The sequence below is a fragment of the Pseudoalteromonas sp. RB2-MNA-CIBAN-0110 genome (assembly GCF_040309305.1).
GTDB classification, from domain to species: domain Bacteria; phylum Pseudomonadota; class Gammaproteobacteria; order Enterobacterales; family Alteromonadaceae; genus Pseudoalteromonas; species Pseudoalteromonas arctica.
In genome coordinates this window covers 113,514-138,769 of sequence record NZ_JBEOOQ010000003.1, presented here as the reverse complement: position 1 = coordinate 138,769, position 25,256 = coordinate 113,514, and the positions used below count along the sequence as shown (strand labels likewise).

Here is a 25,256-nt window from a genome sequence, read left to right as displayed (position 1 = left end):
ATGAGGAACAAGTAATGAGTATTGAAAAAATCTTAGCATCGGCACCAGTGGTGCCAGTGGTTGTAATCGAAAAATTAGAAGATGCAGCACCACTTGCAAGAGCGTTATATAACGGTGGCTTAAAAGCCTTAGAGATCACACTTCGTACACCTATTGCTGCAGAAGCTGTAAAGCTGATGAAAGCAGAAGTACCTGAAGCCTATGTAGGTACTGGTACGGTAGTAGATAAAGCAAGTTTTGATCTTTCGGTTGCCGCAGGTGCAGATTTTATGGTGAGTCCAGGTGTGAGCGATGAGCTTATTGCTTTGGCTAAAACATCAGATATACCATTTTTACCGGGCGCTGCAACTGCAAGTGAAGTTATGCAACTTGCGTCGCATGGTTTTAAGTATTTAAAATTCTTTCCTGCAGAAGCTGCAGGCGGAACAGCAATGCTTAAATCAATTGGTGGCCCATTACCACATATTACTTTTTGCCCAACTGGCGGCATTAGCCTAGCAACTGCACCGAACTATTTAGCGCTTAACAACGTTATTTGTGTTGGTGGTACGTGGATGCTAGATAAACAACTAATTGAAAATAAAGACTGGCAAGCAATTGAAGCGCTTGCTCGCCAAGCAAGTGAACTTAAATAGGAGTCTAAAATGATTAATGTAGCAATTAACGGTTACGGCCGTATCGGTAGAAATGTTTTACGTGCACTTTATGAGTCAGCTCAAAACAGCGAAATTAAAATTGTAGCAATTAACGATTTAGCACCTGCTAACGTTAATGCACATTTAACGCAGTATGACTCAGTTCATGGTCAATTTTCTAAAAAAGTAACACTTGAAAATAACACCATGTTAATTGACGATGACGTAATTACGTTAACGCAAGAACGCGACCCTGCAAATTTACCGTGGAAAGCATTAAACGTAGATATCGTTTTAGAATGTACTGGTTTTTTCACTAAACGTGATGACGCTGCTAAGCACATTACAGCGGGTGCTAAAAAAGTAATCGTTTCTGCTCCAGGTAAAGATATGGATGCAACAGTGGTTCATGGTGTAAACAGCGATGTAATTAACGCTGATAGCCAAATCATCTCAAATGCATCGTGTACTACTAACTGTTTAGCACCACTTGCAAAAGCAATTAACGACACCGTAGGTATTGAAAAGGGGAGTATGACAACGATTCATTCTTATACGAATGATCAAAACTTATCTGACGTATACCACCCAGATCTATACCGTGCTCGTAGTGCGACTCAATCTATGATCCCAACTAAAACAGGTGCTGCGGCAGCTGTTGGTTTAGTATTACCAGAACTTGCAGGTAAATTAGACGGTATGTCGGTACGTGTGCCAACAATCAACGTATCTTTAGTTGATTTTACGTTTATTACTAAGCGCGATACGACTGCAGAAGAAATCAATGCAATCATGAAAGAAGCATCAACGGGTTCAATGAAAGATATTTTACAATATAATGAGCTTCCGCTTGTTTCTATCGACTTTAACCATAACCCAGCGTCATCTATCTTTGATGCAACGCAAACTAAAGCCGATGGCAATCTAGTTAAAGTAATGGCTTGGTACGACAACGAATGGGGTTTCTCAAACCGCATGTTAGACCAAGTTAAAGCATTAGGTGCGTTTTTATAATACAGCCCTAATGATGTAAAGTTTTAGCTTTATCCAACCAAGCCACGCATTGCGTGGCTTTTTTGCGTTTGGTTTATCTGTATATTTGCAACTCAGACTATGGAGGGAACTATTTGTATTTTTTATACCCTAAATTTTGTTAATATGTGGGTGTGTAAATCAATGGAATTTCGTTGTATTTAATCAACTCAACGAAGCAAGGAATAATAAAAATGATCAGAGCTTTATCACGAAAGGTATTTCGCACAAATCATCTTCAGATAGGTGAGGGCAACATAAGTGGCTACATAGCCTGCTTTTTAGCAATACTGAGTTGCTTAGGCGTATTAGCGTTTCACTTTCCTGAATACTTAACCACACCAGAACTGAGAAAAAGCTACAGTGTCGACTTTTTACGTCAGCTTATGTTTGCATCATTATTGGTCTCGGGCAGTTTAGGGCTACTTAACTTTGTACGTAATACCAATAAGCGTTTAGGGGCTACAGCGTGGTTTTTTATTATTCTGGCAATTATGTTTGGCGGACCAAACGTTGAGGTAAATGAGTTTGCCACCGACACACCTTACATAGGGCTCGATTGGTTTATTTTAGATTTACTCGGCTCAACACTCATATTTATTGTTATTGAAAAGCTGCTACCCCATCGAAAAGAGCAAAAAATATTACGTAGCGAATGGCGAGGCGATTTAAACCACTTTTTCGTAAATCATTTAATTATTGGTTTTGTGTTACTCGTTACTAACCACTTTGTGCATTATGGTTTTGGCTGGGCTGTATCATCTACAGTACAAGGTTATATAGAGCAAACACCATTTGTAGTGCAGTTGTTTTTAATAATACTCGTGGCTGATTTAATGCAGTATTGGGTGCATCGTGCTTATCACGAAGTCCCTTTATTATGGCGCTTTCATGGCGTACATCACAGTGCTAAAGAAATGGATTGGTTAGCGGGCTCTCGCCAACATATTCTTGAAATACTCGTAACTCGCAGCTTAGTGCTCACACCCATATTTGTACTTGGATTTTCACAGCAAATAATTAGTTTATACGTAATAATTGTGGGTTTACAGGCTGTGTTTAACCATGCAAATGTACGTGTGAAATTTGGTTGGCTAAAATACTTTATGGTTACACCGCAGTTTCACCATTGGCATCATGCGTCAGATAAAGCCGCGATTGACCGCAATTACGCTGCGCATTTTTCGTTTTTAGACTACGTGTTTGGTACTGCTGTTAAAGGCCAAAAAGAGTGGCCAGAAGCATATGGCGTAGTCGGGGATTACATGCCGGTAGGTATGCTTAAACAACAGGTTTACCCGTTTAAGCGCACTAAATGAGCTCGATTAATTCAATAAACATAAACTAAAAAAAGAGCAACGTGTTAAACGTTGCTCTTTTTTTATGACTCTACTCAATTATATGTTCAGCTCTTCTAATAACTCAGTAAATGTAGGTCTTTGATTTAATGAAGGTTGCATAGCACACTTTGCCATATCGGACATTTCACCAAATAGCTCACTTTGCCTATCATCGCCGGTTACCGTGCCTAATAAGTCTTCAATTAAACAGCCCAAAGCTCTTACTTCTATCCACTCTAGTTGCTTTTGTTGATACTCACTTAGCATCGTTAAATTAGTTGCAGCACCAAAATCACCAAATAAAACATCAGCATCTTTGTTTATCATGGTGTTATGCGCATACACGTCGCCATGGCTTACTTTACGAACATGCAAGTGATGTAAGGTATTTACCATTTGCTGTGCAATTTTTAAAATAGCTTGAGTTGAGTAATGGCAATCATTGTTAAAGGTATCACGCGTACAGGTTTCAAGGCTTGGAGGCAGACCTAAATTAGCAAAGCTTTTATCTATTAGCTCCATCACTAAACCCAACTGATCACTTTGTTCAATGTAGGCAAGTACTTTAATTAAATTAGCGTGATCGCCTGCTTGTAAGCAGCAATTTACTTCATCAAGCGGGTAGCCGTCGCTGGTAATTGCACCTTTAAATAATTTAATCGCTACAGCGCTATTAGCAGCTTGCGCTATATGAATAACGCCCGATGCACCTTGGCCAATAACATGACTAAGCGTGTAATCGTCAAGAGGCTTATTTTCTAAGCTGCACTTTGTAAGGCACTGGGCTTTATTAAAATCGTTACCGGCAAACGCAAGCCAAGCAAGTTTAGGCAGTTCAAACAGCCAGTCGTCTACGTGTATTAAGTTATTAGCGGAGAGCCTAACAAGCTCGAGGTTTTTACACTGCGCCATGCTACTTGGCAGTTGCTTAAGTTGATTGCCCGCAAGCGCGAGCTTTTTAAGCTGGGTGTAATTACCAAAGTCTTCAGGCAATTCGCTTAACGTATTATCGGTGAGTATTAGCCACTCAATATTTTTTGGCAGGCTGTTTAAAGCAAATTCAGAAATTTGGTTACCTTTAAATGCAACCATTATCAGAGCAGGGCACTTAGCTAAAATCTCAGGAATATGCTTAAACTGATTAAACGACAAAAATACTCGCTTAAGGCGTGTTAAACAGGCAAATTCATCAGGTAGTGTTGATAAGTTATTATTTGATAAATCGAGCACTTCAAGCGTGTCAGCTAAGCTAAAAATTTCTTCAGGAAATGTGGTTAGCTCTTCTACTAATTGCAGGTGAGTAGCACCAACAAGCTTGCCACTTTTAAGCTCTTTAAGGGAGTTCATATATTTATACCACGTTCTAAAAATGAAAAAGCCAACATAGCTGTTGGCTTAAAGTCGTTCTAACTTACTAAATCGCTCTTTAGAATTGCGCGTTATGGTAAACGTTTTGTACGTCGTCGCAATCTTCTAGCATGGCTAAAAAGCGCTCCATAACTTCAACGTCCTCGCCTTCAATCGGCGTTTCAATTTGTGGCACAAAGCTAATTAGATCTTCGTCAAATTCAGTCACGCCCATTTCTTCAAGCGCTGTACGTGTGTTGTTGTACTCTGTGTGAGGAGCAAAAACAGTGACTTTACCGTCATCAACTTCTACGTCAGTTACATCAACATCAGCCATCATAAGAGCTTCAAGTACCGTTTCGTCGTCATCACCGTCAAATACAAAAATAGCAAGGTGATCAAATAAATGTGAAACAGAGTTTTGAGCGCCAATTTTAGCATTTGCTTTGGTAAAACAAACACGTACATCAGCAAAGGTACGTTTGTTGTTGTCTGTTAAACAGTCAACAATAATCATGCAGTTACCTGGGCCGTAACCTTCGTAACGAGTTGCTGAGTAGTCTTCACCGCCGCCGCCTTTTGCTTTGTCGATTGCGCGGTCAATAACGTGTGCTGGCACTTGGTCTTTTTTAGCGCGTTCAATTAAACGACGTAATGATAAGTTACCATCTGGATCTACACCGCCGTTTTTAGCACAAATATAAATTTCTTTGCCGTACTTAGAATAAACTTTAGTTTTAGCACCCGCAGTCTTAGCCATTGAATCTTTTTTGTTTTGGTAAGCTCTTCCCATCTGCGTTTCGCCTTAATATATGTAAATAATAGAATAAAATTATAGTGCGTATTCTAAAGGTAAATGCATTCAAGGGCTAGTAAGTATTAAAGCTGATTAAAACTGTCGCGTTTAAAAACCAGCTAAAGTGCATTTTATTAAGGGATTTTAGGGAGGGCTTAAAGGTGGTTTTCAGAGCAAATTTAACCCAATAAAAAGGCAACTCATTTAATGAGTTGCCTAAAGGGTAATAAAATTAAACGAGACTAACTAAAGCCCCATTTTACTTACCAAATACGTACACGTTCATCTTCAGGAAGGTATAACGCATCGCCTGGTTTTACATCAAACGCTTTGTACCATGCATCGTGGTTACGTGGCGCTTGTGCTCTAAAGCGACCTGGTGCATGTGTGCCACCACGAAGTTGGTTAAGCATGCTTTGTTCAGTACGTTTTTCTTTCCATACTTGTGCCCACGCAAGGAAGAAACGTTGATCGCCAGTAACACCGTCAATAACAGGCGCTTCTTTACCATTTAAACTTAGCTTGTAAGCATGATAAGCCATTGATAAACCACCTACATCACCAATGTTTTCGCCAAGGCTATTTCGACCATTAACAAAGTTACCTTCGATTGGCTCGTATTTACTATACTGGGCAGCCAGTTGATCGGCTTTTTCGTCAAATGCAGCGCGGTCAGCATCAGTCCACCAGTTACGTTGCACACCGTTTTCGTCTGATTTTGAACCTTGATCGTCAAACCCATGACCCATTTCGTGACCAATTACAGCGCCAATACCGCCATAGTTTACAGCTGGATCGGCATTTGGATCAAAGAACGGAGGTTGTAGAATCGCAGCCGGAAATACAATCTCATTAAATGAGCTGTTGTAGTAAGCGTTTACGCGTTGTGGCGTCATGCCCCAGCGGTTACGATCTGTTTTTTGTAGCTCTTTTTCAACACTTTCTGCGTGGAAAAACTCACGCATGTTTTTCACATTACCGATTAAATCGTTTTTGGTAATGCTTAAACCGTCATAAGACTGCCAAACATCGGGATAACCAATTTTTGGTACAAATGCAGCAAGCTTAGCGCGCGCATTTACTTTAGTGTCATCGCCCATCCATTCTAGGTTATCAATACGTTCGCCAAGAGCTGTACGAAGGTTTTCAACCAGCTCAGACATTTGCTGTTTTGATGACTCAGGGAAGTAACGCGCTACGTATATTTTACCAATAGCAAAACCAAGCGAACTTGTGCCCGACATTTCACTGATTGCACGCTTCCAACGAGGGCGAGGCTCTTGCTGCCCGTTTAGTTCTTTACCAAAAAAAGCAAAATTAGTATTAAATACGTCCTCTGATAGTAAACCTGCGTTACCGCTAATAGCGTGATACGTTAGGTAGTCTTTCCATACTGCAATATCTTCTTGATTGATTAGTTCAATCATCGCTTTTATTGGCTCAGGCTGAGACACATTTAACTGAGGTACTTTATAGCCTGTTTGTGCAAAGTATAAATCCCAGTTAAAGCCAGGATAAGCAGTGCTTAAATCGGCACGTTCAACTTGGTTTAGGGTTAAGTCGCGATTACGGCGCTTTTCACGTGGCCAATGACCTTGTGCAATTTTAGTTTCAAGATCAACAATTGCTTGAGCACGCTCAGCGGTATTTTCAGTGCCTGTAAATTCAAGCATATCGGCAATGTGTGCAACATAGGCTGCACGCGTTTTAACAAAGCGCTCAGCGTCTTCAAGGTAGTAAGAGCGATCTGGTAAGCCTAAACCACCAGCACCTAGTGACATTTCATATTTATTAGGGTCTAAGCGGTTAAACCACATGCCGCCACCAAAAGGGGCTTTATTACCGGTTAACCAAGACTTTCCAAACATTTCAGCTAAATCGTCAGTTGACGATATATCACTAATTTCACTTAACAATGACTTGATAGGCGCTACACCTAGCTTATTAAGCGTTTCGGTATCCATATACGCATTGTAAAAATCAGCAACGAGTTTTTCTTCTGCGTTTAAATCTTTACGTGCGGCTATTTCTTCAATAATAGCTTTAACATCGCCTTCGCTTCGCTCAGCTAACCCTGAAAATGCACCGTAGCGGGTTTTATCTGCAGGCATTTCGTAGTTGTCATACCATGTGCCACTGGCATACATAAAAAAGTCATCGCCTGGTTTAACGGCTTCGTTACGGGCTGTTAAATCAACACCAAAACTACCTAATTCTGCTTTTTCTGCCACTGTTGCTGTAGCTACTTTAGGTTGTTGCTCGTCTGTTTTTGTTGTTTGCGGCTCTGAACAACCGGTAATAAATGTGGCAGCTAATGCTGCGGCAATTAAACTCTTTTTCATTATGTTCCCCTGAGGAGCTTTTTTGGATTCAAATAGGTGAGAATCATTTTATTGTTACGAATATTTAACTTATCGATTGTTATTGATATTAATCAGACAAACAAACCTTTTGAGGTGAATCACCACAGCGCTCGATAAAACTTAGATTAAGTGAGAAGAGGCCAAGCCCAAAGCGAGAGGTAAACTCACGCCTACGCTTTAACAGCAATGTTTAGGTTTATTCATGGGGCAGGGCTTAAATTTATGTGTAGGCGGGCTTTATGCCGCGCTTGTTTAAATTAGCTTAAAAGCGCGAGGTAAACTCACGCCTACAGTTAATAGCGATGCTTAGATGTATTCGTGGGCTGGGGCTTAAATTTATGTGTAGACGGGGCTTTATGCCGCGCTTGTTTAAATTAGCTTAAAAGCGCGAGGTAAACTCACGCCCACGGTTAATAGCGATGCTTAGATGTATTCGTGGGCTGGGGCTTAAATTTATGTGTAGACGGGGCTTTATGCCGCGATTGTTTAAATTAGCTTAAAAGCGCGAGGTAAACTCACGCCTACGCTTTAACAGCAATGTTTAGATGTATTCGTGGGCTGGGGCTTTAATTTATCTGTAGGCGTGGCTTTATGCCGCGCTTGTTTAAGTTAGCTCAAAAAGCGCGAGGTAAACTCACGCCTACTATCCCTTATTTTTTATGCTGAAGCTCCCACATACGGGCGTATTCTCCGGCGAGTGTAAGTAACTCATCGTGCTTACCTTGCTCAATAATTTGTCCGGCTTTGAGCACAATAATGGTGTCTGCATCGGTAATAGTAGAAAGGCGATGAGCAATAACAATGCTCGTATGGTTACTGGCAACTTCACGCATTGCCGCGAGTATTGCTTGCTCAGAATGAGAGTCGAGAGCAGAAGTCGCTTCATCAAAAATTAAAATAGGGGACTTTTTCAAAATAGCGCGCGCAATAGCAATACGCTGTTTTTCGCCGCCCGATACCTTTAAACCACGTTCGCCAACCAGTGTTTTATCGCCTTTATCAAGTGTGGCTATAAAGTCTTTTAAATGCGCCATAGCAATGGCTTCATCAATTTCTGCATCGCTTGCTGATGGTCTACCGTAAGCAATATTTTCACGAATCGTGGTGTTAAACAGCACAGTATCTTGCGGGACTATTGCAATGGCTTTTCGTAAACTATTAAGTGTTACTGAATTTATAGCTTGATTATCAATACTAATTTCGCCACCGCTTACGTCATAAAAACGATAAAGTAGTCGGGCTAATGAGCTTTTACCAGCCCCACTGGCTCCAACAATGGCTACTTTGCTGCCTGCTTTAACACTAAAGCTAAGGTTATTAAGAATAGGGCGATGCGCATCGTAACTAAAACTTACATTATTAAATGTTATTTCACCTTGGCTAATATTGAGCTCTTTTGCATTAAGTGCATCGGTTATTTGTGGTTTTTTGTTAAGTAGCCCAAGCATATTTTCAAGATCGGTTAGCGCGCGTCTTATTTCGCGGTACACAAAACCTAAAAAGTTAAGCGGTAAAAATAGCTGAATCATATACGCGTTAATCATTACCAGTTCACCAATAGAGAGCGTACCTGCAACTACTTCGGTTGAGCCCAACCACATTAACGCGGTAATAGCACAAGCAATAATAAGCGCTTGGCCTGAGTTGAGGGCGAGCAGCGACATTCTATTTTTTAAACGGGCTTTTTCCCAGTTTGCTAAAAAGGTGTCGTACGTTTTTGCTTCAAACTGCTCATTATTAAAATATTTTACAGTTTCATAATTAAGTAGGCTGTCTATGGCGCGGGTGTTACTTTGATTGTCGGCAGCGTTTGCTTCTCTAATAAAACGGTTTCGCCACTGAGTAACCACCACAGTAAAGGTAATATAAATAGCAACTGCCAATAATGTAATAAGCGCAAACCAAACAGAAAATAACGTGCCAAAAATAATTGCTACGGTCAGTATTTCGAACAAAGTAGGCACAATGTTAAACATTAAAAAACGCATTAGAAAGCTTAAGCCGCTCGTACCGCGCTCTATATCGCGGCTAATGCCACCGGTTTGCCTATCTAAATGAAAGGCCAGTTCAAGTGAGTGCAAATGCTTAAATACTTTTAAACCAATATCACGCATTGCGTGCTCGGTTACGCGCGAAAATACAGCATCTCTTATTTCACCTAAAAATACGCTAGCAAAGCGCAGCGCGCCGTACATCAATAACAATAAAGCAGGAATAACTAACAGTGGGTTAATTGACTTATCAACCGAGTCTATAATTTCTTTAAGTGCCCAAGGCATTAAAAGCGTGGCACCTTTTGCGCCTATAAGTGCCATAAGTGCAATAAAAACACGGCCTTTAAATTTTGTAAGGTAGGGCCACAGTGTTTTTACACTTTGGCGTAAATTCATGGCGTCTGGTCGTTTTTCACTGCTTTGTCTGGGGCGCATTAAAAGTCTCAGTAAAATTAAAATAGATTGTAAATAATTAAAGGCTATTGTATTTCAAATACTAGCCCTTATATACTACGCATCCTTTATTTTAGTTTTAAAACGTGAATGTTTAAATTTAGAGTGTTTTTAACTGCCTTTTTGCTACTTGCTGCACTTTTTAGTGTGCAGAGCAATGCTATGGGCGCCTCAAAAAATTTAAATATTACTGTTAGTACGCAGGTTTCGCTTACTGATATTGGCGATTTAACTAAAATACAGCCTATTACTAAGTCTGTAGATACTACGCAGCATAAAAAAACGCATCAAACCGATTTTGACGCGCACCAACCAAGGTTAACTGCCAATAATTCATCATTGTTTTTGCACACTGTTCAAAGTGAGTCTGAATACGATGTGGTTTTTGAATTTTTTGCTCAAAACCTTGTTAGGCATATATTTTTAAAACCACGCGCTGTTAACCCTATACAACCTTGGTATACGCTTGTTACTAATAGTAAAAAGTCGCGTTTAAGTGGCTGGAAAGACGTTAACTTACTCTACACTGCTGTCACTACCTACCACGCTTAATTTTCCTTATTTAATTTTATTAGGTTTTAACTTTTAAAGTTTTAGCCTGCAGATTAATTGTGCTTTTAAAAAGTACGTTGCTAGCTCTGCTGGCAATAAGGATTCAACATGTTAAGTTTTAAAAAAGATAAAAAGCCGTCTACGGCTAAGTTCAAATTAAGCTATATAGCCATGCTAATAGTATTGGTATTATTAGCTATTAGCGCATTACCAAACCTATATCCAAATAAATCGTGGTTGCACATCAGTACTGCTCCGCACAGCGAAACACAATCTTTACCTAGCACTAAAACCCTAGTTACCTTTTTAAATAACCAAGGGCTTGAGGTTGAGCAGGGCTTAGATAAGCAATCAACTATTAATGTACTTTTAAACGAGCCAACTAAAAGCGCTCAGGCGCAAGCGGCTATAAAAGCGCAATACCCAAACACGCAAGTTAAAATTGTTGAGCATGCAACCAGCCCTACATGGTTACAAGATTTTGGTTTATCACCAATAAAGCTGGGCCTTGATTTAAATGGCGGTGTGCTATTTGTGCTTGACGTAGATTTAGATAAAGCCGTTGATGAGCAATTAGTTAGTGCGTATCAACAAGCTAAATCAATTATTATTAAGCAAAAAGCACATGGTGTAAAAGCGCAGCAAACTCAGCACGGGTTTGAAATAAACGCATTGCCTAATGCAACCGACAAGTTAACCCCTGTTATTGAAGAGCTACAAAGCCGCTTTGCTAATTTAGCCGTTGTAACAAGCAATAACGGCAGCGTTAAAACTGCCAAATTTAGTTATTCAGAGCAAGGCCGCAGTGCATTTGATAAAGAAGTAATGGGGCAAACCCTTACAACTCTTCGTTCACGTATTGAAGAGTTAGGTATTACCGAAGCGGTAACACAGCAACAAGGCAAACATCGCATTCGTATAGAGCTACCAGGTGTGCAAGATCCAACCGAAGCAAAACGTATTATTGGTGCAACTGCATCGCTTGGTTTTTATCAATTAAAAGAAATTGGCGGGCAAACATTTAATATGCAATCGGGCGGTACGATTGAGCTTGACCCTGTGCCAATTTTTACAGGGGACCATATTAATAATGCAAACATAGGCCGCGACGATTGGGGTAAACCACTTGTTCAACTTAGCCTAGACGGCCAAGGCGGCGATGCAATGTCGGCGTTTTCAAAAGCCAATATTGGTAAGCCAATGGCGACGGTTTACTCTGAGTATTCTCAAAACGCTAAAGGCGAAGTAGTTAAAAAAAGCGAAGTTATTAATGTTGCCAATATTGCTCAGCATTTAAGTTCGCGTTTTAGTATTACCAATATGAAAAGCCAACAAGCAGCAGCCGATCTTGCATTGTTACTACGTGCAGGCTCGCTTACAGCACCCGTTACTATTGTGCATGAACAAACAATAGGGCCAAGCCTCGGCAGCGAAAACATTAGTAATGGCTTAGCTGCGCTTATGTTAGGTATGGGTATTACCCTTGCATTTATGGCGCTTTGGTATCGCCGTTTAGGCCTTATTGCAAACGTGGCACTTATATTAAATTTAACGTCGCTTGTGGGTTTAATGTCATTATTACCAGGGGTTGTGTTAACGCTTCCGGGTATTGCAGGCCTAGTGCTAACTATAGGTATGGCGGTAGACACTAACGTAATAATATTTGAACGCATTAAAGAAGAGCGTCGCCAAGGCCGTGCACCGTATCAGGCTATTCAAGAGGGGTATAAACAAGCCGCAAATACAATATTTGATGCCAATATAACCACCATGATCACCGCACTTATTTTATACGGCATAGGTTATGGGCCCGTTAAAGGTTTTGCCATTACACTCGCACTGGGGCTTTTAACGTCTGTATTTACAGGTGTGTATGTATCAAAAATATTAAGCCAAACGTTGTATTTAAAAATGAGTAAAAAAGCAGGAGTAAAAGCACATGCTTAACACTTTTTTGAAAGGTGAAAAGGGCACACGTTTACGTTTTATGGGCATGCTTTTAAGTGCCATTTTAGTGCTGCTATCAGTATTTACGCTTGCGCAAAAAGGTTTAAATTTCGGCCTAGATTTTACCGGCGGTTATTTAACTGAGTTTACAACCAGCCAAAGTGTTGAACTAAAAGAGCTTCAATCATTTATTGCTCAAAATCACAACGGTGAGTTTGAGCTAACCGCGCAAGGTAATAGCCATTTTCAATTAAGAGAAGCGCCAAGTGCATCAACTACATCAACAACAGCTAATAGCCTTGATTGGCAAAGCGCTGTTACACAAAACGATGATATAAACGCACAGGTATTATCGTCAGCTTATATTGGATCACAAGTAGGCGATGAGTTATTTGATCAAGGCTGTTTAGCCATGTTTACTGCAATGATTGCGGTAATGCTTTACCTTGCAGTTCGCTTTGAATGGCGCTTAGCTGTTGGCTCTGTGGTTGCGCTAGTGCACGACTTAATACTTGTACTTGGGTTATTTTCACTATTACAAATTGAGTTTAACCTAACCGTACTGGCAAGTTTACTGGCTATTATTGGTTACTCACTTAACGACTCAATAATAGTGGGAGATAGAGTACGCGAGCTTTTACGTGTTCAATCAAATAATGTACTTAGCCCAGCGACTATTATTAATAATGCGATTAAAAGTACACTAACACGTACCTTAATAACGTCGGGTACTACACTTGCAACGGTTGCAAGTGTTTGGTTACTTGCAGGCGCACCACTGCAAGGCTTTGCTATTGCATTATTTACCGGCATTGTAGTGGGTACGTTCTCGTCTATTTGTATTGCAGCGACTTTACCGGAGCTAATGGGTTTAAGCGCTAAAAACTACGAAGTTAAAGTAGATGCCCACACGCAAACATTATTAGATATGCCATAAGGTTTAAATAAAACACAAGCAAAGAGCCGTACCAACCAATTAATGGCTCTTTGCTTGTTTAATGCTTGTTTAAACCCCGCGAGTATTCCAACCAACCTTGCGGGGTTAAAACAATGGTTTTAAGCCCCGCAAAAATGTTAAACTAACTGCCTTATTTTTTACAGCCTGTATTGTATTAATCCCCATGAATAAAGCCCACGTAATCGAACATCTTCGTTTTGCACTAGAAGCGCAGCTTACAACAGCAAAAGTAGCGGCAAAAACCGCGCACGACACCGCCACACATGAAGAAAACATAGCCGAAAATAAATACGATACCCTCGGGCTCGAAGCCGCTTATTTAGCACAAGGCCAAGCCCAGCGCGTAAACGATTGCTATAAAAGCATAGAATTGTTTGAGCCTGCCTTTAACGAAAAACCAACCGACAAAATAGCTATCGGTTCGCTGGTATGTTTAGAAGATGATAACGCAGCCCAAAAATGGTTTTATTTAGGCCCAGCCGCTGGTGGTTTAACCGTAAATGTTAAGCAACATTCCATTGCTGTTGTAACACCCGGCGCACCAATGGGTAAGCAGTTATTAAATAAACAGATTGATGATGAAATTACGTTAACAATTGCAGGTAAAGCCCACGAATACGTGGTGGTAGAGATCTTATAAGGTTTTGGTTTTTTAAGAGAACACCATCTGACAAAGCCATGCCAACGTAATAATCGCTTATTTATATTCATAAATTAATTGTCGGATGGCATGGCTCCGCCATTTATCCAACCTACAGCTATGTTTTTATAGCGTAATGTGGTGTTTATTTCAATTTCTACAAAGGCATATTATGAGAAGTACCTAATAGTTTAAAAATGAGCAGGGTTGACGTTAGGTGCTCCCTTTTTAATTGATTTTAGTGGTTATACAGCCTCGTTAGTTGTATTTCCCAAGTTGGCTACTCGGTGCTACTATAGTGATACATTTGTTTGGGGATTATTATGAGAGTAGAACTAGTAACAACATTGAAGCGTCAAGCAACGAAGATATTATCTGAACTTCATTCCTCTAAAGAACCTGTGTTGATAACTGAACATGGACAACCATCTGCATACTTAGTAGATGTTGATGATTATGAATTTATGCAAAAGCGTATGCAAATTCTTGAGTCTCTTGCAAAAGGAGAGCAGGCAATAAGTCGTGGTGAAACCATGTCGAATGTTGAAGCTAAAGATAAAATGAATAAATGGCTGAAATAATTTGGACTAATCCAGCTTTGGATGATCTTAACGATATCGCTGAATATATCGCATTAAGCAATTTGCAGTCAGCGAAAAAATTGGTTTCCAAAATATTTGAAAAAGTTGAACGTCTCGAACTCTTTCCTGAATCAGGTAAAAAACCAATTGAGTTAGCTAACCTAAATTATCTTGAACTGGTCGTGAATCCTTGTCGTATATTTTACAAAAAAGATAACGATAAAGTATATATTTTGCACGTAATGAGACAAGAGCGAGACTTACGAAAATTTTTGTTGTTAACGCAATATACAGCTAACAAGTAGGTAATCCCTGAGTGAAATTAGTATGACCCCCATACTAATTATTATAAAAAGCAATTATTAAAAAGCCATCCAAACATCTATCAAAATTCCAACTTAACCAATATAAAAACTAAATTATGGTTTGTTTATTAAAAAAATTGCTACACACGTTCCTTAAGTGTTTAATATACCGTACATAAATAATATGGAGGTTGAAATATGAGACATAACAATTGGTCTTGCTCTAAGTGTAATAATAACGAATTTGATACCGGTGAAATAAGAGTTTCGGGTGGCTTTTGGTCAAGAATTTTTGATGTTCAAAATAAAAAGTACACCGCTGTGACATGCAGTCGATGTAGTTTTACTGAATTTTATAAAGGTTCATCATCAACACTTGGTAACGTATTTGATTTCTTTACTGGGTAATCGAAGCTTAAAAAGCACTTTAACTGAAATGTAAACTGATCAGTTCAAGAGATACCTCCTCATTAAGGTGAGGAGGTTAAATGCTTAAACACACCTAAGCGATAATTCACCTTATTAAATGTAGGTGGACCTTTAGATATACACCAACTAATAGCAGTCAAACAAAATCTATTACACGCACTAATAATAAGCTTCAATAACAGACCATAAGGCTTGGATGAATTTATTTTTATGATTTTTCATCTAACATCCTTATATTTTAAATATCCAATTTTAGGTAGCTTTTTTCACAAACTTTGCTGTTACCATCATTTCGCCAATGCCTTCTACTTTACAATCAAGTTCGTGATCTTTTTTATCAAGTACTCTTCTAACTACCGCTTTGGTGCCAATTTTAATTACTTGCGAGCTGCCTTTAATTTTTAAATCTTTGGCTACTGTCACTTTGTCACCATCATTTAGCAAAGTGCCATTGGCATCTTTAACTAAAATTGCGTCTTCATCGTTTGTATTATTAGGGTTCCACTCATGGGCGCACTCGGGGCAAACAAGCAGTTGTTGGTCCTCGTAAACATATTCACATTGGCATTTTGGGCAAGCAGGCAGCGACATTTTTAACTCTCATAAGGTATTGTTTTGCGTATTTTAATCTGCGTTATTAGTTAATCAATATTTTTTATCTTCACGCTAAAAATATCTCGTTTGTGCGTTTTTAAAAAAGGGCATATAAAGCACATGTCGCTTAAGCAATTTAAGCGCTAACTCGTACAGTAGGTACCTGTTAAAGCACCCATCATATTAAGTGATTCGCGCAATGCCCACTTAGTACGATGGGTGTTTCTATTTATAATGCTTAGTATTTTACTAAGCATGCTTTTTATATTTTGACTTAACTAGGAAAAGTCGTGTTTAAAACCTTAATTGTGGTTGATAACAACGAGCAAACGCTTGCTCAATCGTTCGAAAATGTAATTACGTTTAATACCTACTTACGTGATTACCCAAAACATAACGAACCAAAAACACGCATTATTAATCTGTGCGACTCAAGCCAATACTTGAGCAAAGGTTACTATTGCTCGTTACTTGCAGAGGCGCGCAAGCACCAAGTTTTACCCAGTGTAAAAACCATTAATGCTCTTCGTAGTGGCCAAGCACCTATGTTAAATGTGGGCCAAATAGATGGCACACTTTACTTTGGCAATGCCCAAAATGATTTACAATCAAAAGCAGCAAAGTCGGTATTTAAACAATACCCAGCGCCTATTTTATTTGTTGATGAGCAAGGCTTATTACAACAAGGCTCGATGTCGTCTTTAAGCGAGCAACAGTACAGCGAATTTGTAGCCAAGCTAGATAACTTTACTAAAACGCAGTGGCGTATTAGTTCGGTACAACGTCGTTTTAGATGGGACATGGCAATACTTGTTGATCATAACGAAAAAGTACCACCGAGTGATAAAGACGCCATTGCACGTTTTATTAAAGCAGCGGCTAAACATGGTATTAATGCACAAGCATTAAGCTTTGACGAAATTGATAACATTGCCCAGTTTGATGCGTTATTTATTCGCCAAACTACAGCGATTGACCATCCAACATATCGCCTTGCGAGCAAGGCGCAAAGCCTTGGTTTAGTGGTTATTGACGATGCTGAGTCTATTTTACGTTGTTGTAATAAAGTGTATTTACACGATGCATTTAATTATCAAAAAGTGCCAAGTTTAAAAACGGTTGTAGTGGCTGATCTGTCAAGTGAAACACTTGCGCAATTAGAAGAAGCGTTTACGTATCCGCTTGTTTTAAAAATGCCTGAAGGGTCTTTCTCAAAAGGTGTTTATAAAGTATCAAACCGTGATGAGCTTGAAGCTAAGCTTACAGAGCTGTTTGAATTTAGCGCATTAGTGCTTGCACAAGAGTACATGTATACCGAATACGATTGGCGAGTGGGTGTGTTAAATGGCCGTGCAATTTATGCATGTCGTTATTTAATGGCGCGTAACCATTGGCAAATTTATAACCACGACGCTAAACGGTTTTTCTCTGGTGGCTTTGAAACATTGCCAACCTTTGAGTTACCAAAAGCCGTGTTAGATGCAGCATTAAAAGCGTGTAAAACGGTAGGTAGGGGTTTATATGGCGTTGATGTTAAAGAGCATCAAGGCAAAGCATACGTGCTTGAAGTAAACGATAACCCAAGTATTGATCACAAGGTAGAAGACGGCTATTTAGGCGACGAGCTATACATGATCATTATGGATGAGTTTAAACAACGCCTAGAAGCACGAGGTCGTGGGTAATAACATGAGCAACCTTGTTATTCGAAAGGCGCTTGGCAGCGATTTAAACACATTGATTGACGTTGAAAACGCTTGCTTTAATAACGATAAATTAAGCCCGCGTAGTTTAAAGCGCTGGCTTAGTGCAAAACATGGTATTTTGCTCGTTGCAGAAAATGGCGAGAAAATATGCGGCTATGGGTTAGTGTGGTGCCATAAAGGCACGCGTTTAGCTCGTTTGTATTCGCTTGCTGTAAAACCCACAATGCAAGGTAAAGGGATTGCAAAAGCACTGCTTACTAGCCTAGAAAAAGAAACGTGTGAGCGGGCTCGTATTTACCTTCGTTTAGAAGTGGCTGTAAATAACGAAGGTGCGATTGGGCTTTATAAAAGCTTAGGCTACAGAGTATTTGGTCAATATAGCGATTATTACGACGACCACAGTGACGCACTACGAATGCAAAAAAACATTCGACAAACGAGTGAGTTAAAAGTGGCGCGTTTAACGCCGTGGTATCAGCAAACAACCGAGTTTACGTGCGGACCTGCTGCACTATTAATGGCAATGGGCGCACTTGAGCCTACTACTGAGCTTAGCCAATCACATGAGCTGGCACTTTGGCGTGAAGGTACCACCATTTTTATGACATCGGGTCATGGTGGTTGCCACCCGTTTGGTTTGGCACTTGCCGCTAATAAGCGTGGTTTTAAAAGCGAGGTAATGGTTAATACCACCGAGCCTTTGTTTTTAGATGGCGTACGCAACGAAAATAAAAAAGTGGTACTTGCCACAGTGCATCAACAATTTGTAGATGGTATTGCACAAGCAAATATACCGCTTACACATAAAGATGTAGAGCTTGAGCATATTGAGCAGTGGTTAAGTAAAGGCTTTAGTGTGCTGTTATTAATTAGCACATATAGTTTTGATGGTAAAAAATCGCCACATTGGGTGTGTGTAACGCACCTTGATGAGCACTGCGTGTATGTTCACGATCCGTTTTGTGGGCCCGGTAACGATAAACAGCTCGCAATAGATTGCCAGTATGTACCTATTGCACGAAGTGATTTTAGTAAAATGTCAGCGTTTGGTAGTCAACGTTTAAGAACGGCGGTGGCTATAGCTAATAAAATATAAGGTTAACAGTGACTTTTTTAGATTTAATTGATGTAGCCCCGTATTCGTGGGCAGCTATTGGTACTGCGGCTTTTTGCGGTGCCATTATTGGTATAGAGCGCCAGTTGCGCGGCAAACCTGTAGGCATTCGTACCTCTGCGTTAATAACCTTGGGTACGTATTTGTTTTTATCCACTGCGTTTAATTTACAAGGGGATGTAATAGATCACTCTCGTGTAGTTGGTCAAATAATTACAGGTATCGGCTTTTTAGGGGCTGGCGTTATGCTCGCAAAAGATGGTGCGGTAGTTGGCGTTACATCAGCCGCGACTATTTGGGTGCTTGCATCAATAGGCGTTATGATAGCGACCGAAAACCTTGGCGCTGCAATAAAACTCTCGGTGCTGGTGGTCGGTATTTTATACGGTGTTGACGTACTTGAGGCTAAATTTAAAAGCTTAAGCAAAGGCGTACACACTAAAGTAAAAAACTATCAAAAACGCTATTATCGAAAAGAATTTAACGACACAGAACGCCACTAAAAGTGGCGTTTTTTAATTAGAGCGTAATTGTTTGATATTGGATGGCATCTTCAATAGGAGCTGGGCGCCCAATAAAATAGCCTTGTACGTTATCAACGCCTAGTTTTCTGAGTGTGTTTAATTCATCTTGATTTTCTATACCCTCAGCTACAATTGAGCAATTAATAGCTTTAACAAATCCGCATAGTGCTTTAGCTAATAAAAACTTTCTACGGTCTGTGTTTATATTTTGAGTGAGGCTTATGTCTAACTTAATGATATCTGCCTCTAATTCTAAAATATGCTGAAAAGATGAAAATCCATCACCTACATCATCGATAGCTAGCTTTACACCCCGGTTTCTTAATGGTCGAAGTGCGGTTCTCATAGCTTGGTAGTCTAAAATAGGTGAATGTTCAGTCACTTCTAAAATTATTCTATTACAATCGATGCTTTGTAATACTTTGTCTATTGAGCCTGATAAAATATGCTGAGGTGAAGTATTTATAGTGATATAAGCTTTTTCATCAAATTGATCTAAGTAACGTAATGTATTTTGTATAGCAAGTATTTCTAATGCTTCTCCTAAACCCAGTTTTTCAGCATCTTTAAACCAAATATCAGGTGTTTTATAGGGTTCAATAAAAAAGCGTGACAGAGACTCATAACCCGAAAGTTGATTGGTTGATAAATTAAATATGGGCTGAAAATAAATCGTAATATCGTTTGTTTTTATAATATTTTCAATAAGCGACTTTGACTCATTATTTAAAATGTCAGATTGAACCTTTTTTTCGATTAACTCAGTAGCTATTTCAGAAATCAGCCTAAGAAATGACAAATCTCTGTCGTTCAAGGTATTGTCTAATACGGTTTTATAACAGCAAAAAGTTCCATAAATTTTCCCGGTGGATAAGATAATGGGTACACCAATATAAGAGCCAATATTTAGCTTTTCTGTGACTGGCATGTTGCGGGTTATTGGATGCTCAAGAGTATTAGGGATTATTTGTTCTAGCTCGTTATCGGATATTTTTTTACAGTAAGTTTCGCAAATTGGATCTGAATTACCTTCTGATACGCAGGTGTTTGTAGTTTGGTTATCTACCACTTTAAAAACGCGATCAGTATTGGTGAATTCTGAAATAAACGCGACTTCCATACTCAAATGTTTTCGTACAAGTGAAAGTAACTTTAATAACTTTGATTCAATAGAAGCATCGCTTTGTGGATCAAAAAGGTGCTTACTAAGTTTATCTCTCATGCAGTTACCTTGGTATAGCGTAAATTATATTATTGATAAGAGTATAATTTATGTATAAAAAAATGCCAATTTAGAGTGTCGTCCCTGGTTATCCAAATAACTTTCGTCTAACTACTTTTCTATAACCACTAGGCGTTTGGCTTAATACTTTTTTAAACACGCGTGTTAAATGACCTTGGTCGTTATATCCCACTTCTAAAGCCACTTCTTGAATTGATAAATTTGATGATGCTAATAACTCCTTCGCATCCTCTACGCGTAATTGTTGCCAATACTCAATAGGGCTTTGATTAGTGGCGGCTCTAAAACGGCGGGTAAAAGTACGGTAGCTCAAGCTAAATTGAGAAGCGACTTCTTGCAGGTTTAACTCGGTGGCTAAATTTGTTTTTAGCCAAAACTGAATTTGCGCAATTAGCTCGTCGGGATGACGGTCAACTGCACCTTCTAAGTAGCGTTGATCTTCGTAGGGTTTACGTATTTCGTGCGAAAAGTTTCGCTCTACATGTTGAGCGGCGGCTTTTCCATAGTACTGACTAATAATATGTACGATCACATCTGCAAGGGCATTAAGGCTTGCTACGGTGTACATGCGTTCTGACTGGGTTATAAAAAAGTCGGGTTTTAAACGCACTAACGGGTAGTCGTGGCTAAATTGATTGGCGTAGTGCCAATGGGTTGTAGCAGGGTGCCCATCAAGTAAGCCAGCCTCAGCTACTAAGCAGTTGCCAGTGCCTACACCAATTATATGGCTGCCTGCGCTAAAGCTCTCGCTTAGCCAATCAACTACGCCTTGATTTGTACGCACTACAGGGCGCGGGTTTCGCCAAATTCCGGGCACTATAATTAAATCACTGTAGGGGGCGTTAGTTGTTATGCAATCAGGAATTATCGCAAGGCCTGCGCGAGTGGGTATAAATTCAGCATTTTTAGCCACTAAATTTATAGCAAGCGGTCTAAAGCTTTGCTTATCAAGATGGCCTTTAGCAAAGGCCTCGCCGGCTCTTAACATCTCAATAGGCAGCGTTAAACTGGTAACTAATAAATGCGGATATACCGCTATAGCAATGTTTAGTGGTGGATTAGTGTTTTTTTCAGTCATATAAATGCTCCGACCAGTATATTTTGGCCTTTTGTGCTGAATATTTGGCTATTAAAGCACAATGCATAGTGCATAATCCATTTAAACTGCCTGTTCTTCTAATAACACGTTTTTAAAGGTAAATTATGACAGCATTACCCGTTATAGTAGGCATGGGTGGCATTAACGCCGCTGGCCGTACTTCTTTTCATCAAGGTTATCGCCGTATCGTGTTAGATAGTTTAAATGCTCAAGATCGCAGTGAAACATTCTTAGGCCTCGCCACACTGATGAATCTAGTAAGCTTTGTAAACGGCCAATTACAAGATACACAAGGTAATAATGTTGAGCAAAGCGACATAGAAGCACGCTTTGGTGAGCAAATTATTGCTGGTACGCTTATTCGTAAAATTGAAAAAGAACACTTTGATGCAGATGCCACACCGTGGCAGCAAAAAATGACACTAAACGCATCAAGCGATAACGCAATTGTGTTTGAAACGCGTGCTCGCGACTTACCTACACCTGTTCCAGCTAGCTGGCAAGTTGAAGAACTTGAAGGCAAAAAAGTAAAAGTAACTATTGCAGCCGACTTAGATGTTAAGCATGACTCAACACGTGATAATCCAATTAAATCTGCAGGGCAATTCCCGACTGGGTTTGATCCATCTGTTATGTATAACAGCCGCTATCAGCCTCGTGGTTTGCAAGCTACTATTTTTGCAGCTACCGATGCTATTAAATCAACAGGGCTTGATTGGCAGCATATTATGAATAGCGTAGAGCCAGATAAAATTGGTACCTATTCAGCATCAGTAATTGGCCAAATGGACGACAAAGGCTTAGGCGGTTTAGTAAAGGCGCGCCAACAAGGCGACCGTGTTAGCACTAAGCAGTTAGCACTGGGTTTAAATACAATGTCGACCGACTTTATTAACGCGTATGTTACGGGCAATGTAGGGACTACGTTTTCGACTTCGGGCGCCTGTGCTACGTTTTTATACAACTTACGTGCAGCGGTTAACGACATACAGGCAGGGCGTACACGTGTTGCGGTTGTCGCAAGTGTTGAATGTGCTATTACACCAGAAGTGATTGAAGGCTTTGGTAACATGAGCGCACTTGCAAATGTTGAAGGTTTGCGCCGTTTAGATAACTTATCAAGTGATGAAGAACCAGATTATCGCAAAAGTAGCCGCCCATTTGGCGACAACTGCGGCTTTACATTAGGTGAAGGCGCACAAGTTGCTATTTTAATGGACGATGCCTTAGCCCTTGAACTAGGCGCTGACATTATGGGCTGCGTACCGGATGTATTTGTAAATGCAGATGGCATAAAAAAATCAATCACGTCACCTGGTCCTGGTAACTATATTACCATGGCTAAATCGGCTGCTTTAGCAACGAGCCTTTTAGGCAAAGAAGCTTTGCAAGAACGTAGCTTTATTTTAGCGCATGGCTCAAGTACACCACTAAACCGCGTAACAGAGTCGCTGATATATCACAAAGTGGCACAAACGTTCGCTATTGATAATTGGAAAGTGACAGCGCCAAAAGCCTATGTTGGTCATACTATAGCTCCTGCAAGTGGCGACCAATTAGCGATAGCTTTAGGTGTATTTAGCCATAATATTATGCCGGGTATTACCACAATTGATAAAGTGGCTGATGATGTTTACACCGATCATCTTGATATTCGTAATAGCCATTACGAATGCGCCGATATGGATATTGCTTTTATAAATTCAAAAGGCTTTGGCGGTAATAATGCAACAGCTACCGTACTTTCACCAAAAGTAACAATGCAAATGCTCGCTAAGCGCCATGGCGATGAAGTTATGAGTAGTTACGCGCAGAAAAACATGGCAATTAAAGCCGCGCAACAAATGTATCAAGCTCAAGCTGATTTAGGCCAATATGAGCTTATTTACCGCTTTGGCGACGGACTTATTGACGACAACGACATTGTAATAGACGAGCAAAGTATTCAGTTACCTGGCTTTGAAAAAGCAATTACGTTTAGCACAACAAATTCCTATCAAGATATGTTTTAAGCACACATACTTGTTAGCAAGGCGCTTTTTAAGCGCCTTTTTTAATGTCTCAAATGTCTTGTCCTGAAATAGGTTTACATATTTAGGGCTTATTTTGTGAAAACCACTAAAATTAAAGACGTTAAGTGTACTCAACGCGATTATAAATTATCCATTGTTGAGCAAGTAGAAAAAGACGACTTCACGTATAAACAAGTGGAAAGCCATTACGGCATTCAAGGTCGAAGTATCGTTCAGGTATGGCTGCGAGAATAGGGTAAATTAGACTGGTCTAAACCAACTTATATGACCGACATGCCTAAATCGAAAGAAACCCCTGCACAAAAAATTAAACGTTTAGAGCGTGAGATATAAGACTTACGCCTAAAGGATTTAATTAAAGATGAAATGATTAATATTATGGATGAAGAGTACGAAGCAGGCTTGCGAAAAAAATACATATCCGAGCTATCACGCGCGCAAAAGAAAAACAGCAAGTAAAGCTTACTCCGTTATGCCGTGCATATGGCATAACGGTACAAGGTTGCTATCAAGCTATGCACAGAATAGATGCTCGGAATAAAGCGTTAGAGCCAGTTAAAGAATTAGTGATGTATTGGAGGCTGTATTGGTGGGAAGAAACTTTATCTGATGATAAAGCCAGAGCTGCAAGAACGTGATATTAAACTAGGTCGTGATTGATTATTTGAGACAGCATGACTTTCTTGTAAAACCAAAGAAAAATTACACTAAAACAACAAACAGTAACCATTGGATGCGCAAGCATCCCAATTTACTGAAAGAACACAAACCTACTGCGGCCGAGGAGGTCTTCGTCAGTGACATTACATACGTAAAGTCAGCGTAAGGCGTGCATTACTTGTCGTCAGTCACTGATGCTTATAGTCGAAAATAATGGGTTATGAGCTGAGTGATGAAATGAAAGCAACCGATGTAGTCAAAGCGTTAGAGATGACGATTAAGGAACGCGTATATAAACGTGATGCCATTCATCATTCAGATAGAGGTTTACAATATTGCTCTGAAGTATATCAAAATGCGCTATTAAAAGAGGGAATTAAGCCATCGATGACCGATGGATATGACTGTTATCAAAACGCATTAGCTGAGCATATTAACGGGATATTAAAACAAGAGTTTCTACTGTACAAATGTCGCAACATGGCAGAGTTAAAGCAGCTCGTTGAAGAATCGATATTTATATACAATGAAATGCGACCGCACTTAAGTTTGGATATGAAAACACCAAATCAAGTGCATAAAAAAGACCTGGCGCTTTCGCACCAAGTCTTCCATTAAAACCGTCAACCTATTTCAGGGCGCGACATAAAAGAGCCTAAAATGTAGAGCGTGTTCTACTTTGGGATTAAACATGAACTACTTTAAAGTTTTTCTAGGCACGCGGTTTTTTGGCCTTTTATTAATGTAAGTAATAGCAAGGCACGCTGGTTTATTTCTTTTCTACCTACTTTAATAACTTGGATGTAAGTAATTATAAGAGCGCAGGAACAGTTATATAGTGCATAAGACCTAAACTACGACTAAATAGCTCAAGAGAGAATAAGTTTATTCTTGTAATGAAAACACACCTT

Annotated in this window: 21 protein-coding genes and 1 pseudogene; 15 read left to right on the top strand and 7 right to left on the bottom strand. The window is 39.7% G+C overall.

From position 1 onward, the window contains the following. Positions 1–14: 14 nt before the first annotated feature. From eda to AAEY68_RS03250, 3 genes are all read left to right on the top strand, one after another. Positions 15–635 carry a bifunctional 4-hydroxy-2-oxoglutarate aldolase/2-dehydro-3-deoxy-phosphogluconate aldolase gene (gene eda / locus AAEY68_RS03260; protein WP_002959756.1) on the top strand — a complete coding sequence of 207 codons (621 nt, stop codon included), beginning with the start codon at positions 15–17 and terminating at the stop codon, positions 633–635. Between the two features lie 9 nt (positions 636–644). Then, positions 645–1,649 carry a type I glyceraldehyde-3-phosphate dehydrogenase gene (gene gap, locus AAEY68_RS03255; RefSeq protein WP_007582622.1) on the top strand — a complete coding sequence of 335 codons (1,005 nt, stop codon included), beginning with the start codon at positions 645–647 and terminating at the stop codon, positions 1,647–1,649. Between the two features lie 212 nt (positions 1,650–1,861). Further along, positions 1,862–2,986 carry a sterol desaturase family protein gene (locus AAEY68_RS03250; protein ID WP_024592921.1) on the top strand — a complete coding sequence of 375 codons (1,125 nt, stop codon included), beginning with the start codon at positions 1,862–1,864 and terminating at the stop codon, positions 2,984–2,986. A 78-nt stretch (positions 2,987–3,064) separates the two neighbouring features. On the opposite strand, the gene AAEY68_RS03245 is transcribed toward AAEY68_RS03250, so the two are convergent. The 4 genes from AAEY68_RS03245 to AAEY68_RS03230 form a co-directional block, all read right to left on the bottom strand. Continuing rightward, the gene (locus AAEY68_RS03245) at positions 3,065–4,354 is read right to left on the bottom strand and encodes a leucine-rich repeat-containing protein kinase family protein (RefSeq protein WP_350585455.1); all 1,290 of its coding nucleotides are present in this window, start codon (positions 4,352–4,354) and stop codon (positions 3,065–3,067) included. 79 nt (positions 4,355–4,433) lie between these two features. After that, positions 4,434–5,147 carry a YebC/PmpR family DNA-binding transcriptional regulator gene (locus AAEY68_RS03240; RefSeq protein WP_024592923.1) on the bottom strand — a complete coding sequence of 238 codons (714 nt, stop codon included), beginning with the start codon at positions 5,145–5,147 and terminating at the stop codon, positions 4,434–4,436. Positions 5,148–5,413: 266 nt separating this feature from the next. Then, the gene (locus AAEY68_RS03235; protein ID WP_350585454.1) at positions 5,414–7,492 is read right to left on the bottom strand and encodes a M13 family metallopeptidase; all 2,079 of its coding nucleotides are present in this window, start codon (positions 7,490–7,492) and stop codon (positions 5,414–5,416) included. 671 nt (positions 7,493–8,163) lie between these two features. Continuing rightward, positions 8,164–9,942: an ABCB family ABC transporter ATP-binding protein/permease gene (locus AAEY68_RS03230; protein WP_350585453.1), complete on the bottom strand. Its 1,779-nt coding sequence runs from the start codon at positions 9,940–9,942 to the stop codon at positions 8,164–8,166. Between the two features lie 108 nt (positions 9,943–10,050). On the opposite strand from AAEY68_RS03230, the gene AAEY68_RS03225 reads away from it, so the two are divergent. The 7 genes from AAEY68_RS03225 (at position 10,051) to AAEY68_RS03195 (ending at position 15,351) form a co-directional block, all read left to right on the top strand. Then, a complete protein-coding gene (locus AAEY68_RS03225) occupies positions 10,051–10,512 on the top strand; it encodes a hypothetical protein (protein ID WP_024592925.1) in 462 nt (153 codons plus the stop codon). 108 nt (positions 10,513–10,620) lie between these two features. Continuing rightward, on the top strand, positions 10,621–12,459 hold the full coding sequence (secD, locus tag AAEY68_RS03220) for a protein translocase subunit SecD (RefSeq protein WP_350585452.1): 1,839 nt from the start codon (positions 10,621–10,623) through the stop codon (positions 12,457–12,459). Further along, entirely contained in the window at positions 12,452–13,396 is a 945-nt protein-coding gene (secF, locus tag AAEY68_RS03215; protein ID WP_024592926.1) for a protein translocase subunit SecF, read from the top strand. The genes secD and secF overlap by 8 nt, the downstream gene beginning before the upstream one ends. A gap of 184 nt (positions 13,397–13,580) precedes the next feature. Continuing rightward, on the top strand, positions 13,581–14,057 hold the full coding sequence (locus tag AAEY68_RS03210) for a GreA/GreB family elongation factor (RefSeq protein ID WP_024592927.1): 477 nt from the start codon (positions 13,581–13,583) through the stop codon (positions 14,055–14,057). 323 nt (positions 14,058–14,380) lie between these two features. Continuing rightward, on the top strand, positions 14,381–14,638 hold the full coding sequence (locus AAEY68_RS03205) for a type II toxin-antitoxin system Phd/YefM family antitoxin (RefSeq protein ID WP_010555056.1): 258 nt from the start codon (positions 14,381–14,383) through the stop codon (positions 14,636–14,638). Continuing rightward, positions 14,626–14,943, top strand: a complete 318-nt coding sequence (locus AAEY68_RS03200; protein ID WP_024592928.1) for a type II toxin-antitoxin system RelE/ParE family toxin — start codon at positions 14,626–14,628, stop codon at positions 14,941–14,943. Before AAEY68_RS03205 ends, AAEY68_RS03200 begins: the two co-directional genes overlap by 13 nt. Positions 14,944–15,141: 198 nt before the next feature. After that, on the top strand, positions 15,142–15,351 hold the full coding sequence (locus AAEY68_RS03195; protein WP_007582647.1) for a zinc ribbon domain-containing protein: 210 nt from the start codon (positions 15,142–15,144) through the stop codon (positions 15,349–15,351). Between the two features lie 273 nt (positions 15,352–15,624). Here the strand turns inward: AAEY68_RS03195 and AAEY68_RS03190 are convergent, their stop codons facing one another. Further along, on the bottom strand, positions 15,625–15,963 hold the full coding sequence (locus tag AAEY68_RS03190; RefSeq protein WP_350585451.1) for a zinc ribbon domain-containing protein YjdM: 339 nt from the start codon (positions 15,961–15,963) through the stop codon (positions 15,625–15,627). 293 nt (positions 15,964–16,256) lie between these two features. On the opposite strand from AAEY68_RS03190, the gene AAEY68_RS03185 reads away from it, so the two are divergent. The 3 genes from AAEY68_RS03185 to AAEY68_RS03175 are packed head-to-tail and all read left to right on the top strand — an operon-like array spanning position 16,257 to position 19,289. Then, positions 16,257–17,651 (top strand): RimK family ATP-grasp domain-containing protein, encoded by a 1,395-nt coding sequence (locus tag AAEY68_RS03185; RefSeq protein ID WP_350585450.1) that lies wholly within the window; start codon positions 16,257–16,259, stop codon positions 17,649–17,651. A gap of 4 nt (positions 17,652–17,655) precedes the next feature. Further along, the gene (locus AAEY68_RS03180) at positions 17,656–18,768 is read left to right on the top strand and encodes a peptidase C39 family protein (protein ID WP_350585449.1); all 1,113 of its coding nucleotides are present in this window, start codon (positions 17,656–17,658) and stop codon (positions 18,766–18,768) included. Positions 18,769–18,776: 8 nt separating this feature from the next. Further along, on the top strand, positions 18,777–19,289 hold the full coding sequence (locus AAEY68_RS03175; RefSeq protein ID WP_007582656.1) for an MgtC/SapB family protein: 513 nt from the start codon (positions 18,777–18,779) through the stop codon (positions 19,287–19,289). Positions 19,290–19,305: 16 nt separating this feature from the next. Here AAEY68_RS03175 and AAEY68_RS03170 read toward each other — a convergent pair whose 3' ends face one another. Both AAEY68_RS03170 and AAEY68_RS03165 read right to left on the bottom strand, forming a co-directional pair. Continuing rightward, a complete protein-coding gene (locus AAEY68_RS03170) occupies positions 19,306–20,532 on the bottom strand; it encodes a sensor domain-containing phosphodiesterase (RefSeq protein WP_350585448.1) in 1,227 nt (408 codons plus the stop codon). A gap of 88 nt (positions 20,533–20,620) precedes the next feature. Beyond that, complete coding sequence (locus AAEY68_RS03165; protein ID WP_350585447.1) at positions 20,621–21,631, bottom strand: GlxA family transcriptional regulator; 1,011 nt, start codon at positions 21,629–21,631, stop codon at positions 20,621–20,623. 125 nt (positions 21,632–21,756) lie between these two features. Between AAEY68_RS03165 and AAEY68_RS03160 the strand changes: the two genes are divergently transcribed. Together AAEY68_RS03160 and AAEY68_RS03155 are read left to right on the top strand one after the other, a co-directional pair. Continuing rightward, positions 21,757–23,664: a beta-ketoacyl synthase gene (locus AAEY68_RS03160; protein ID WP_350585446.1), complete on the top strand. Its 1,908-nt coding sequence runs from the start codon at positions 21,757–21,759 to the stop codon at positions 23,662–23,664. A 96-nt stretch (positions 23,665–23,760) separates the two neighbouring features. Then, positions 23,761–24,963: pseudogene (locus AAEY68_RS03155) on the top strand (IS3 family transposase). Positions 24,964–25,256 lie beyond the last annotated feature (293 nt).